General features: G+C 62.4%; 8 protein-coding genes. All 8 read right to left on the bottom strand.

All coding sequences use genetic code 11. The annotated features are described in order from the left end of the window. Positions 1-2: 2 nt before the first annotated feature. The 8 genes from ABD704_RS06880 to ABD704_RS06845 all read right to left on the bottom strand — a co-directional run bounded on the left by ABD704_RS06880 (position 3) and on the right by ABD704_RS06845 (position 13,388). Positions 3-767, bottom strand: coding sequence for an HpcH/HpaI aldolase family protein (locus ABD704_RS06880; protein ID WP_344698934.1), 765 nt, complete (start codon positions 765-767; stop codon positions 3-5). Next, the gene (rfbH, locus tag ABD704_RS06875) at positions 752-2,110 is read right to left on the bottom strand and encodes a lipopolysaccharide biosynthesis protein RfbH (protein WP_344698933.1); all 1,359 of its coding nucleotides are present in this window, start codon (positions 2,108-2,110) and stop codon (positions 752-754) included. The genes ABD704_RS06880 and rfbH overlap by 16 nt, the downstream gene beginning before the upstream one ends. Continuing rightward, a complete protein-coding gene (gene rfbG, locus ABD704_RS06870; protein WP_344698932.1) occupies positions 2,107-3,189 on the bottom strand; it encodes a CDP-glucose 4,6-dehydratase in 1,083 nt (360 codons plus the stop codon). The genes rfbH and rfbG overlap by 4 nt, the downstream gene beginning before the upstream one ends. Further along, positions 3,186-3,959: a glucose-1-phosphate cytidylyltransferase gene (gene rfbF / locus ABD704_RS06865; RefSeq protein WP_344698931.1), complete on the bottom strand. Its 774-nt coding sequence runs from the start codon at positions 3,957-3,959 to the stop codon at positions 3,186-3,188. Before rfbF ends, rfbG begins: the two co-directional genes overlap by 4 nt. Positions 3,960-4,056: 97 nt before the next feature. Next, positions 4,057-5,109, bottom strand: a complete 1,053-nt coding sequence (locus ABD704_RS06860; protein WP_344698930.1) for a PrsW family glutamic-type intramembrane protease — start codon at positions 5,107-5,109, stop codon at positions 4,057-4,059. 2 nt (positions 5,110-5,111) lie between these two features. Beyond that, complete coding sequence (locus tag ABD704_RS06855; protein ID WP_344698929.1) at positions 5,112-8,207, bottom strand: hypothetical protein; 3,096 nt, start codon at positions 8,205-8,207, stop codon at positions 5,112-5,114. A gap of 64 nt (positions 8,208-8,271) precedes the next feature. After that, positions 8,272-9,834: a hypothetical protein gene (locus ABD704_RS06850; RefSeq protein ID WP_344698928.1), complete on the bottom strand. Its 1,563-nt coding sequence runs from the start codon at positions 9,832-9,834 to the stop codon at positions 8,272-8,274. A gap of 488 nt (positions 9,835-10,322) precedes the next feature. Next, entirely contained in the window at positions 10,323-13,388 is a 3,066-nt protein-coding gene (locus tag ABD704_RS06845; protein ID WP_344698927.1) for a CHAT domain-containing protein, read from the bottom strand. Positions 13,389-13,393 lie beyond the last annotated feature (5 nt).

Genomic DNA, 13,393 nt, shown 5'->3' with positions numbered 1-13,393 from the left:
GCTCAGAGTCTCGACCGGATCGAACTGTGGCGTTTGCTCATTGCTGCAAGTGACGTCTGCATCGGACGCATGCGGATCTCGAGCAGCTCGCACTCGGCCTTGATCGAGTCCTCGAACGTGCCGTCGAGCATGAACTGATCCATGCGCATGACGATCTTACGTGTCTCGACGGCGTCGAGCAGTGTCGCGAGCTCGTGACCTTCGCGCATGATCTTGCGCGTCATTGCGTCGACGCTCCCGCCCATCGTGACTTCGAGCCCGCGGGCCTTGGCGGCGCGCGCAACCTTGAGCGTCTTCTCCAGCGTCTCCGGGCAGTTGGTACCGCTGCCGCCGAACGAGGCGGTGAGGTCCGAACGGCCGATGGTGACGTTGGTGAGCTTGGTGCCCGCGTCGAGGATCTGGTCGATCCGCTCGACCGCATAGAAGGTCTCGATGGTGACGCCGACATGGTCGAACGCACCATCAGGCAGCGTGTCCATGTACTTCGACATGGCGAACGGACTTTCGATCATCGGCGCGACCAGGCTGTGGATGCCCAGCTTCTGCAGATAGTCGACGTCCGACTTGGCTTCGCAGCCGCCGATCTTGACCAAATAATCGAGCCCACGGCGCGCGGCCCAGATGGCTTCTGCCGCCATTTCGACGCGGTTCAGGCCCTCGGCCTCGAACTCGCCCTTCAGCGATGCAAAGCGGCTGAAATCAATGCCTAGAGGCTCGACGTGGCCGAGCGGCTTTGCATTGTCGGTGTTGATTAGCGCGAAAGACATTCGCTGATCCTTTCGACGGTATAGGCGATATGGTCGGTGCCGAGCCCCGGATAGAGTCCAATCCAGAAAGTGCGCTCCGTCACGATATCGGCGTTCGTGAGGTCGCCCACGACGCGGACGTCGCGGCCGCGCATGTACGGCTGGCGGAGAAGGTTGCCGCCGAACAGGAGGCGGGTGCCGACGCGATTAGCGTCGAGATATTTCACGATGTCGTCGCGGGCCACGCCAGCGCCTTCGCGCAGCGTGATCGGATAGCCGAACCAGGACGGGTCGCTGTTTGGCGTGGCTTCCGGGAGGATCAGCCGATCCTCGAACGGCTTCAGCAGTTCGGTCAGCAAATCGAAGTTGCGGCGGCGCGCGTCGATGAAGTCGTCGAGGCGGTCAAGCTGGGCAACGCCCACTGCGGCCTGCATGTCCGTGATCTTCAGATTATAGCCGCAGTGGCTATAGGTATACTTGTGATCGTAGCCCTCGGGCAGGTCGCCGAGCTTGCGGCAGAAGCGCTTGCCGCAAGTATTGTCCATGCCCGGCGCGCACCAGCAGTCACGGCCCCAGTCACGCATTGATTCGATGACGCGCTTGAGGCGCGGCCTGTCGGTGAACACCGCGCCGCCTTCACCCATGGTGATGTGGTGGGCCGGGTAGAAGCTGAGCGTGCCGATGTCGCCGAACGTGCCGACGTTGCGGCCGTCATACTTGGCGCCGAGCGCGTCGCAGCAGTCTTCGACAACGAAGAGGTTGTACTTCTCCGCTACGCGCATGACCTCGCCGAGGTCGAACGGGTTGCCGAGCGTGTGCGCGACCATGATGAGTCGAGTGCGGTCGGTGACCGCGGCTTCGATCATGTCAGGCTTGATGTTGTAGGTCGGGATGTCGGTGTCCACGAACACCGGCACGATGCCGTACTGCAGTGCGGGGTTCACCGTCGTCGGGAAGCCGGTCGCGACGGTGATCATCTCGTCACCGGGCTTCAGCGCCTCGCTGCGGAGATAGTGCGAGGTGAGCGAGGAGAACGCGAGCAGGTTGGCGGACGAACCGGAGTTGGTCGTCAATGCGTTGCGGACGCCGATCCGCTCGGCGAGCTTGAACTCGAACTCTTCGTTGAAGCGGCCCGTCGTCAGCCAGAAGTCGAGCGCGGAATCGACGAGCTTCTGCATGTCAGGCGCGCCGTAGACCTTGCCGGAAACGGGGACCGGGCTTTGGCCGGGGACGAACTCCTTTGGCGCGTGGTGGCGACGTGCATATTCACCGACGAGGTCGAGGATAAGCGCGCGGAACTGCGCCTCGTCCTGCGCTTGGTCGGCCACCGCCTGCAGCGGGGAAGATTGGGTAATCGTATTCATGCTGCACGCGCTTCATTCACCAGGGTCTCCCCCGACTTTTCATATGCGCTGAGCTGGCGCAGGCTGACCATGCGGGCGTCTTCGCCAGCAGCGACGGCGATGTGCCATTCAATGATCTTCTGAAGAGCTTCCTTAAGGCGAAAGCGGGGCCGCCAACCGAGCTCGGTACGCGCCTTACTGGAGTCCAGCTTGAGCAGGACTGCTTCATGCGGCTGGACGCCTTCCGGATACTCCCAGCCAATCCGCTCCGGCCATGCCGCGAGCATCTGGTCGACGATCCAGCTGACAGGCTGAGTATCGTCGTCTGACGGGCCGAAATTCCAAGCGCATGCCGATGCATCGTGACCCGCGAGCAGCCGCTCACCTATCATCAGATAGCCTGACAGGGCTTCGAGCACATGCTGCCACGGTCGGATCGAGTCCGGATTTCGGATTTGCGGGGACTGGCCCGCAAGCAGTGAGCGGATGATGTCCGGTAATAGACGATCGGTCGCCCAATCGCCGCCGCCGATGACATTGCCAGCGCGGACCGATGCAACCCGTGCGCCCGTCCCGAAGTAGCTGCGGCGGTAAGCGGAAATGACGAGCTCGGCAGCGCCTTTGCTGGCGCTGTAGGGATCGTGGCCGCCCATCGGGTCGGCTTCGCGATATGGCCAGAGCCACTCGCGGTTCTCGTAGCACTTGTCACTCGTGACGCAGACGATGCCCTTGACGCTGTCCACCTTGCGGCAAGCCTCGAGGACGTGAACCGTGCCCATGACGTTCGTTCCGAATGTCTCGACGGGCGCGTCGTAGGAGTAGCGGACAAGCGGCTGCGCGGCGAGATGAAAGACCATCTCGGGCCGGGTGTCGCGGATGACGGCGTCGACAGCGGCTTGGTCGCGGACGTCGCCTTCGACATGGCGGACCAGTTCGCCAAGGCGCGCTTGTTCGAAGAGGCTCGGCTCAGTCGGCGCCGGCAACGAGAAGCCGGTCACGTCTGCGCCCAGCTGGTTCAGCCACAGTGACAGCCAGCCGCCCTTGAACCCGGTGTGACCGGTGACGAGGACGCGGCGGCCCTGCCAGGATGCGGGGCTCACCAGCATTTCCACGGAGCTCCCTCAGCCCACAGGCCTTCGAGGTGAATCTTGTCGCGCAGCGTATCCATCGGCTGCCAAAAGCCATCGTGGTGGTAAGCGGAAAGCTCGCCCATCGACGCCAATGCCTCGAGCGGCCCCTGTTCCCAAACGGTATCGGGACCATCGATCAGGTCGATGACCGACGGATCGAGGACGAAGAAACCGCCGTTGATGAGGTCGCCATCGCCGGCTGGCTTCTCGCAGAAGCTCTTCACCTTTTTGGCATCGCCGTTGAATTCGAGCTTGCCGAACCGTCCCGGGGGCGCAACCGCCGTCACGGTTGCCTTGCGGCCCTGTTCCTTGTGAAATTCGATGAGTCGCGAGATGTCGACTGCTGCAACACCGTCGCCGTAGGTGAAACAGAAGGGTTCGTCAGAGCGGAGATATTTGCTGACCGCCTTCAGGCGGCCGCCGGTCATCGTTTCAGCGCCGGTTTCCACCAGCGTGATCCGCCACGGTTCGCTCCAATTTTGGTGGATCTGCGTTGTGTTGTAACGAAGGTCAATCGTGACATCGGCGGTGTGGAGGAAGTAGTTCGCGAAGAACTCCTTCACGATATAGCCCTTATAACCGAGGCAGACGACGAAGTCGTTCACGCCATGGGCCGAAAAGATTTTCATGATGTGCCAGAGGATCGGCATCCCGCCGATCTCGACCATTGGCTTGGGACGGACTGACGTCTCCTCTCCCAATCGGGTGCCCAGACCCCCCGCAAGAATAACCGCCTGCACTAAGCCCTCCCGAGGCACCGGATAACGGCCGGCCTATGAGTAAGGGCTAGGTGGATATGGTTTATTTTGGATTAATGACGCCAGTGAAAAGGACCTCTTAGTCTTTCAGGCGCTGGCGCAATTCCGAGACTTCCCATTCGTCATTGCGGCTGAAGGGCAGAAGACGCCGGAGTTCAACGTAGGTGCTTCGGCCGAGCCCTTGCTTGAGTTCGCGAAGCTCCTTGAAGGCAGCCCTGATCTCGGCCTTGTCGAATTCGGCATCGCCGGCCGCTTCTTCCATCATGGTCTCTTCGGCTTCGGCAACGATATAGGCCTGGAGTTCCCAATAGCGACGAATGCGCTGCGCCTGGTCGGCGTCCGAACGCTGGGCCAGGGACGCAATCTTTCGTCCGGCGGGTCCTTCGGGCCATTTGCCCGACCGAAGCGCCTCCAGCTGCCTCTTGTGCTCGGCGGATTCAACGGTCAGCCATTGATGCGTTTCGGTCGTTCCGAAGTTGAAGATCGCCATTAGCGCGATCGGCGCGAACAGGGCGGCCCCCATCATCGCAAGCATCGGTCGTTCAGGGAATTGGTTGAAGGTGGTGTGGAGCGCGACGGCGATCAGATAGCCCGGCAGGAACCACCACAAACGAAAGTCGAAATCGCCCGACGCCTCGCGCGTCTCGCGCTCGGCAAATTCGTGCGCGGTTGCGGCCAGGATGGCCAACGTGGTTCCGTGCATGACTGCAGTGCCGAGCCCACGGACGAGCCAAGTACCGGGGCCGTAATCGGGGAAGCGGACGAGGTAGAAGATGTTCTCGACGACTGAGAACCCAGCGCCGATCGCGAACCCTGAAATGACCGCGTCGAGCTTGTAGCCGATGCGGTTCAAGCGGAAGAGGATGATGATGATTGCCGCCTTGATCGCTTCCTCGATCCAGGGCGCGACGAACCGGCTGTAGTTCGAGAAGCCGATCGGAAGCGTGTCGAGCATGCGGCCCGCGAGCGGCCACGCGGCGAGGGCGCCGACACCACCGAGCAGCAACAGGAAGACAATCTCTCGGAAGCTCATCAGCTTGAAGGCGTCGAGCCAGACGAACATGCCGAGAAGAACGAGAACGGGGAAAAGCGCGAGGCCCCAGTGTGCCGATTGAGTCCAGAGCTCGGCCATCGTCACATGATCTTCAATGACGCGAGGAATTCGGTCTTGCGGTAATTTCCGTCCTGCCAGCCGCCGGCCGCGCCGATCGAAAAAACCATCGGCAGGCGCAGAGCGACGGTGAAGTTGAGATCGAGCTGCGCGCCGAGATCGTAATAATTGTGGTTGCTGCCATCGGGCGCGTGGGTCGCCATACCGCCGCCGAAGAACGCAGGGCGGACATAACTCAGGTAAAAAGCGGGTGTTCCCACTTCGGCGAAACGGATCGGAGGAAGGTTCACTTCGCCGGTAAGCTTGGCGAACCGGCGCGCTTCGATCTCATCGATCTCAAAGCCTGGGAAGCTCTCCATCTCACGATAGCGTTTCTCTGGCCGGTTATCGACATAGTTGTTGCGGAAGGACCCGAAATAATAGGCTGCAAGCGGGCTCTTGTGCTTGCCACCAGCTACGCCGGCGCTTGCGTACATCCAGACGGAACTGTTGCTCCAGGGCAGCGCCGTGCCGAGGTCGAACCCTCCATACAGCTTGGGATACACATCTCCCTGTGCCTGGTCCGCGGCGACGACGATGCGGCCCGCAAAGCCTTTCTCATGGTCGACCCCGCCCAACGCCTTTGTCGTATTGGTATAGCGAAGCCCGATTTCGGCTGACCGAAGGTTGCTTGGGCTCGCGATGTTCTGCGCGTTGGGCAGCTGGTCCAACCCGAAATATGCCGCCGCCGATCCGAACACGTCGAGCTGCCGCGGCGGATCGTAGATGATGGGGCGTGAATATTCAGCGATGAAAGCGTCCCCCTTGCGACCGCGAAGGACAGGGCCCGCGAAATCGTACACGTCTGCATGATTGTGCCAGTAAGTGAGCTTCCACAACGTCGTCTGGTATTCGAGGTCGAGGTGCAACCGCTCGCCACCGTGGACTTTGTTCAACGGGGAAACCGCAACCGTCGCGCTGAGCTGGCTGAATTGCAGTGGGTCGGCGATGTGGAAGTAGTAGCCGAACGCAGGTGACTGATCGTAGCTCGTCACGATCGGATAGTGGGCATCGAAGCGCATGCGCTTCACGGAATCGTAGGTGCCGCGCTGGGTGATCAGTTGATCCAGCGGGACTTTGGCCGGCGAGCCCACGCCCCACTGCTTGAGCTCGGGACGTGCGTTGACGACCTCGGTGCCGAGGAAGTTGATCGTCGCCAGATCGTCGCGAACCTGCGGCTGGATGATCGACGGATTGAACCCTTCGCCCGTGTAATCATAGACGAGCAGCGATCCGTCGGGCCGAAGCTGCGGACGGAAGAAGCCGGTCGAGGCGTTTGTCAGGGCGTCATAGTTGCCGCTGGCGATATCGAACCGGAAAACGTTTGAGACGCCGGTGTAATAGGAATTGCCAAGCAGCGCCTTGCTGTCGGGTGTGAAGGTGAAGTTCTCCGGCACCGAAGGCGGCAGCGATAGGGTTGCAACGGGATCGTCTGCATTGCCTTGTTCAAGGTCGGCGCGCTTCCAGACTTTCAGCGACTGCTTGCCGTCGACCGTTCCGTAGGACCCCGAAACGAGTTCGCCATCGGGGGAGACGTCGAGGTCGAAGATGATTTCTCCGTAGCGGAACGTCTTGATCTGGTTGAAGCTGGTGTATGGCGCCGGGATCCGAACTAGCGTCACGAATCCATTTTGGTGACGGATGCCCCAGAGGCTCTTGTCAGCCGCGTTGAAGGCAAGATCGCCGATACGAGCATCGGTCAGCAACCGGCGCTTCTTCCCAGTGTCGACGTCGATCGCGTTGAGGTCCCGGTAGGCGTAATTCTGGTTGGTGTAGAAGGCGGTCCGGGAGGAGGGGTCGAAGGCGACGCTCGTGACCTTGTACAGCATCATCCCGTCGAGATCGGTCAGATGCGTCACCTTACCGGTGGCGAGGTCCATCTTGCCGAGAAAGCCGATGCGTCCCGGATAGCGGAAGGCAGCGATCAGGCTGTTGGTCTTCTCGTCGACAAAGCCGCGCGACATCGACCCGAGTCCGCGCGGCGAGAGGTGCTTCACCTCCGTCAGCGGATATTGCGCCAGCTTGGCGAGGTTGGCCTTCTGGAACTTGTGTTCGAAAGCGATCCAGTCGGACCAGACGGAGTCCAGCGAACGGCCGAATACATGTTTGAACTGGCGTGCGTAGAACGCCTTGGAATCCTCCGAGCGGCGGAGCCATTCGACGGTCTTCTCGACGCCGTACGTCAGCGCCAGGTAGGAATAGAAGCGCGTTCCGTAGAGGTAGGAGTTGGCGCCGACCTGAAAGTCGACCTGCGTGCCTTCGCTCTCCAGGCCCAGCGGCGAGAAGAAGCGCAAATTGTCGCGCACCTTCGCCCGGAACACCATTTCGTCATAGCCGCCCTGCGCGCGCCCGAGGCCACCGGCCATCCAGGTTTCGAAGAAGACAGCGCTGCCTTCCATATACCAGCGCGGCGTCAGGTTCCGCGGGCTGGTCAGGAAGTTGTAGAGGATCGATTCCGGATGCTTCTGTAGCGGTACCGGCTTGCCGCCTAGGAAGCGCCTCCAGAACGCGTCTTGCGAATTCCAGACGTCGATCGCGGCGACGTGCGCGAGTTCGTGATTGTTGAGCGTGAAGAAGCGCTCGCCCGGCGAGAATGTCTCCATCGACAGCGACAAGGGCGCGACGTCTAGCAGCACCATGTTGCTCGGCGAGGCCAGCGCGGCCGCATTGCCGTAGTCGGAGAAATCCTTGAGCAAGATCGTCGTCCGGTCCCACGGCGTCCAGTGAAACTCCTTCTTGTGGAAGGCGAGGGCGTTTTCGAAGGCCCGGGCGAGATAGGGCGTCAGGTAGGTCTGGACCGGGTCGATATAGAGAAGTGACAGGTTCTTGGTTTCGAGCGTCGACAGATGGAAGCCTGACGCGTCCTGCGGGACATGATCGCTGTCCTGCTCCGGCGCGTTAGGCTTCGTCGGCGCTGGCGTCACCGGCTCCGCAGGCGGCGTCTCCTGTGGCTGCGGCGGAATGGCGTCGGGCTTTTCCACCACCGTCGTCGTATCGGAAGGCGGGGGTGGGGGTGGTTGCTGCGTCGCCGTCTGCGCGAGTGCGGCAGTAGAGGAAGCAGCAAAAAGAAGCGCCGCCATGCTTGATGCAAGGCGGCGCTTACTAGACCACTCTTCCCCCATTAACGGCCCCCAGACCGGCGGATCAGTCGGCGTGCGACTGAGAGGCGCCAGCCTGATTAAGCGCTGCGGAAAAACTGGGGTTGGCCATCAAGGCCGCCAGGTTCGGTTGCGCAGCAAGTGCCGAGAGCGCTTTCTGGTTCGAGGACAACGTCGCCATCGCGGCCGCCTGTTGGCTGACCGACGCGAACGCTTGCGGATTGGCCGCCATCGCCGCGAACGCCTGCGGGTTTGCAAGCGCTGCCTGCGATGCCGCAGCGTTGAGGTGGCTTGCCGCCGCCGCCGACGCGACCAGCGATTGGGCATTCAGCGCCTGAAGCGCTTGCGACGCTGCGCTCAGCTGCGCCGCGTTGGCCGCCATGCTCGAAAACGCCGATGCGTTCTGGCCCATGGCAGACATCAGTTGCGGGTTCAGCATGTGCGCGCTGCTGGCGATGCCACCGAATGCCAGTGCATTATTGCCGATGGCGGAGAAGACGCGCGGGTCGGCCGACAGCGCCTTCATTGCTGCATTGTCGCTTGCCAATTGCTGGAATGCCGAGGCGTTGCGCGCCATGCGCGCGTCGGCCGCAGCCTTCGAGGCGGCGTCACGGAACGCGTTGGCGTTCGATGCGAAGCTGCTGAACGCCGAACCGTTTGACAGGATCGCCGCAAGTGCCTGCGGGTGGCTGGCCAGCGCCGCAAACGCGTTCGAGTGCGAGGCGATCGCCGCGAGGGCCTTGGGCTGCCCGGCAAGGGCCGCGAAGGCCGCCGGGTTGGCCGCAAGCGCCGACATTGCTGCGTTCGAAATGCCAGCGGAACGAAGCTGGCTCGCCGCTGCGGCAGCGCTGTTGACGGCCGCCGCAAGCGCCTGCGGCTGGCCAGAAAGCGCCTTGAACCCGGCCGCATTGGCCGCAAGAGCACTGAACACTGCCGAATCGGCTTTCAGCGCTGCCATGGCCTTTGTGTCAGAGGCGAGGCTCTGGAAGGCCGCCGCATTGTTCGCGAAGTGATCGGTCGAGCCTTTCCCAGCCGCAGCAGCAGACTGGAAGGTATTTGCATTCGACGCGAAGCTCGCGAACGCCTGTGGATTCGCAGCAATCGCAGCCAAGGCCTGCGGGTGGCTGGCGAGCGCCTGTAGGGCTGCCGTGTGGGCGGCGACCGCACTCAGCACAGCGGCACTTGCCTGTTGAGACTGTGGCGCCAGCGCCGACGCGCTACGGGCCGCATTGGCCACGCCGGCAAAAGCCGACGGGTTAGCCGCGAGCGACGCGAATGCCTTCGGGTTTGCCATGAGAGCCGCCATCACTTGCGGCTGTCCGGCCAGGGCTTTGAAGCCTGGGCTGGCCGCGAGCGCACGGAAGCTCGGATCCTTCACCATGAGTTCAAAAGCGTCGGTCTGCATCAGCTCCGGCACTGCCGTATCGCCGAGCGTGACGTCGCCCTCGCTTACCTGACTCGACACATAGCGCTGCGCCGGAGCGACAGTGCCTGCACTCGGTCCGAGCGGCGGATAAACGCGCCCGAGCCCGTATGCGCCAATCCCCACCACGAGGACGAGCGCCGTCGTTACCAACATACGATTCTGATTAGAAATTGCCGTAGCCATGGTTGCCCCCTTGCTATTCAGCGAGGGGACTTTGCAGCGTCGTTAACCAAGAGTCAATGAATGTCATCTTTCCGACACAGACTCTAACTCGCTGAAAAGTCAGGGAAAAGATTCCATTTCGTAACCCGGCAAAAGCCGGATTCTGTTAACGATATTAACCATTTACGCGGAAGAATTATCAACCATGATGAGGTTATGTCGGTGCGTTCGTAGTGGAGATGGAAATGAAGTGCCGGCTGATCGCCATTGTCACCGCGGCAAACCTGGTTGCGAGCGCAGCATTCGCTGAGCCGCCAAAAGCCGCTGCATCTAACTCCGCACCCGCCCAGCCTGCGTTGAAGCAGGTCGTATTCGCTTCCGCTGATAGCGTCCAATCGACTGCGCCAGACCACGGGCAACAGGCGGCGTCCACGCCGAAGCGGCCTCGGGCGGCGCGCGTAACGACCTGCCGCTGCGGTGACCCGCAGCCCCCCGTCACCGACGAATAGTTATCGCTTTGCGATCTGCTGTTTTGAGCGGATCACCGGAATTTCGCCATCGCCAACCACGGCGAATGCCGACCAGTAGAACGGGTGCGACGTGTTGGGATCGTCCATCAGCTGGCGCTGGGATAGCCGGAGCGCGGTCACCGTCGGCGTTCCCGGCGGCGCCGAAAACAGGCCTGTGATCAGCCGCTGTGTAGCATTGAAGTCGTCCGGTACCGGCCAGTGGCTGGCGATCACCAGTCGGCCGCCCGCCCCGACGAATGCGCGGACAAGCCCGTCCAGCGCAACGTCGCCGCCGGTCGCAAGGCCCGCCGACTGCGTTGCCGCGACGCTTGCCTTGCCGGCGGTGTCGCACGCCGACAGAATAACGAGGTCGGCGTCGAGTTTGAGGTCGAAGATCTCACGGAAGGTCAGCAACCCATCCGACCCGGTTCCGCCGAAGCTGGTCAGCAATGCCGGCTGCGACGGACACTTCGGCGCACGCGAAGTAACCACTCCATGCGTCGCGAAATGGATAATGCGATAGTCGCTCAGATCGGTACGCTGCTCGAGGCCCGTATCGGTGAAAGAGTCACGGGTGATCACCTGGACGCCATTTGGATCGAAACGCGAGACAATGTCGGCGGCTACCTGAAGCTCGTGGGCGGAGATCGGTTTCGCCCATGACGACAATGGCAGCATGCAGTCGCGGTCGGCGGCGGCCGGGACCAGTCCAGCGGCTGCCGTCGATGGCGGCGTGTTTTCGCCGAGGCCAAGATAGTCCTTGGTAGCGAGCGAGGGCGGTGCGCTGCGCATTTGCGCGAACGAACGCGGGCTAACCGCCGTGCTGATGTCGCGATCGCGGCCGAGCCAGTTGATGCCACGGAAATCGAACTCCGCATCGCCGCCAGCTGTAGCGCGCTTCTTGTATGCATCGACCGATGCCTGATCGATGACGAGCACGTTGGCCGGAAGCCGCAGCATCCCGCCATCCGGTTCGAAGATCAGGTGCTTAACATTTGCGATCTCGCCACTGAACGGCCCGAGCAGTTCGGAGTAGAGCTGGTGCGACAGGCCAACATCGAAAGCATAGGTAATGCGCTGACCGTTCTCGACAGTCGAAATCGTGTCGCGCAAAGCCGTAACCTGATCGTCAATCTGCTTGCCGGTCGTCTCCAGCTTCGCGGCGTGAGCGGTGGTCGGGGTGATCAGCATGGCATAGGCGTGGTCGCCGACGATCGTCATGCGGTAATATGCCTCACCCGGCCGAAGCGACTTCTGCAATTCGGCGAGTGAGATAACGCCTTCCGAAACGGCGCGGTAGCGCGGGAAGCTGCCGAGCGCCGATTGGGTCGCCAACTGCTGCTGCTGAAGCTGGGCGAGGGACGCCTTGAGCAGGCGCGCCCGAGTGGCGTCGGTCGGTGTCGGTTTGGATATGTCTTCAACGCGCGCGAGGTCGATCCGCGTGCGCTCGACCTGGCGCGTCAACGTAACCGACTGCCTGAACAGCCGCGACGCCTCGTCAGTGCCGCCGCTCAACTCGCGGGCCAGGACCGCCTGCGTCTGCGCGAGGCCCGGGCGAAGCATCAGCTGTGACGCGGCGAAGATTTCGGCATTGGCCGCAGGGTCGTTACCCTTTTCCAGCAGGACGTCGATGTAGGGCCGAAGCACTTGCGCGAACGATGGCGGCAAATTGGCGGCGTCAGGCTGCGAGTGGACGATATCGCGGAACATTGCTTCGGCGGCGGGCGCCTGGCCATTGCGCGCGAGATAACCGGCCAGCCGTGCCCGGGCGCTCAGCAAAGCTGCCGAACCCGGATAGTTGGTCTCCAGCAGCGCGACGCCTTGCCGATACAGGCGATCGGCTTCGGCAGGCTTTTTCGATTCCTCCGCGATCGCGGCGAGGTCGCCAAGGATCTGCGCACGCATCCAGACGACAGACGTCACCTTGCCGCCACGCATCGCTTCCAGCTTGGCTTCGGCGCTGCGAAGCGCGCCGTTCGCCGCCGCCAGATCGCCGGTCAGTCGAAGCGCGGTGCCGCGAAGCTGCAGTGCCTGCGCGTCGAGAATCTCGACCTTTTCGGCCGGCAGCAATTCGTCACTATCGGTCCCGAGTTGTTGGCCAAGGCGATTGTCGGCGTTCAGCCGCTTCGACGTGACCGCGTCGATGTTGAGGCCGGACTTGTCGTTGCCGGCACCCTGCGCCGCCTTCGGCAGGGGCTTGTCCAGTTCGGCGAGCGCTGCCTTCGGGTCATTTTGGTTCAGCAAGTGCATCGCGCGATAATTGCGCAACCGCCGTGCGACCAGGGGGTCGGTGTCCAGCTGTTCCGCGGCGCGCGCAAAGAGGGAGTCCGCCTCGGCGTAGCGGCCCAGGTTCGATTTCTGGAGCGCCTCATTGGCGAGCCCTTCGGCGCGGCTTAGTGGCGCGTCTGTCGCGTTGCTGACGGTAGCGAAGAACTCCGCGGCCTCAGCGTAGCTTCCCGCATTGTTGCGGCGATAGGCTTCGGCCAACGCCTTGCTCGGGTCGAGCGTGCCGGCCTGGACGCGCGCGAATGCGGCCGGATCGCCGGCACCGGTTGTGGCGATCGAAATTTCACCCTTGACCGGTTCGTCGGCGACGATGCTGCGCAGTCCGAGCTGAAGTGCGCTGTCGTAGCCGGTCAGACCTTCGGCGGCGTAAAGCAGCTTGCCTTTCTGGTACTGGTAGACGCGATAGCCGATGTCGGCGCTCTTGAGCTTGCAGTCGATGACTTCGACGCGGCCGAGGTCCTGAATGTTTCCGGATGTCGGCGCCGAGCAATCGGCAAGTGCAGCACGGGCAGCAGCGAGCCGAGCCGGTGCGTCAGCCGCAGTTCTGAGTTTGTACATCTTGCCGACGGGCGCGGCAGCGTCGCGGCAGGTGACAGAATAAGCGACGTCGAACATGCCCTTCAGCGCCGGGTCCGATGCATTGTTCTGCGCCGAGCAGAAAATCGTGCCAGAGGTTCCGATCCGAAAACTGTCGCGGACACTCAGCGGCGTCGCAGGCGCGGATGCAGCAGCGCCTAGGGACGCGAACGCGACTGCAATGGCAATGGCTGACTTGCCCATCTTAA

It is taken from the genome of Sphingomonas limnosediminicola (assembly GCF_039537965.1).
Lineage (GTDB): Bacteria > Pseudomonadota > Alphaproteobacteria > Sphingomonadales > Sphingomonadaceae > Sphingomicrobium > Sphingomicrobium limnosediminicola.
The sequence above is the reverse complement of the archived record's forward strand: the minus strand, read 5'-3'. Positions and strand labels throughout refer to the sequence as shown.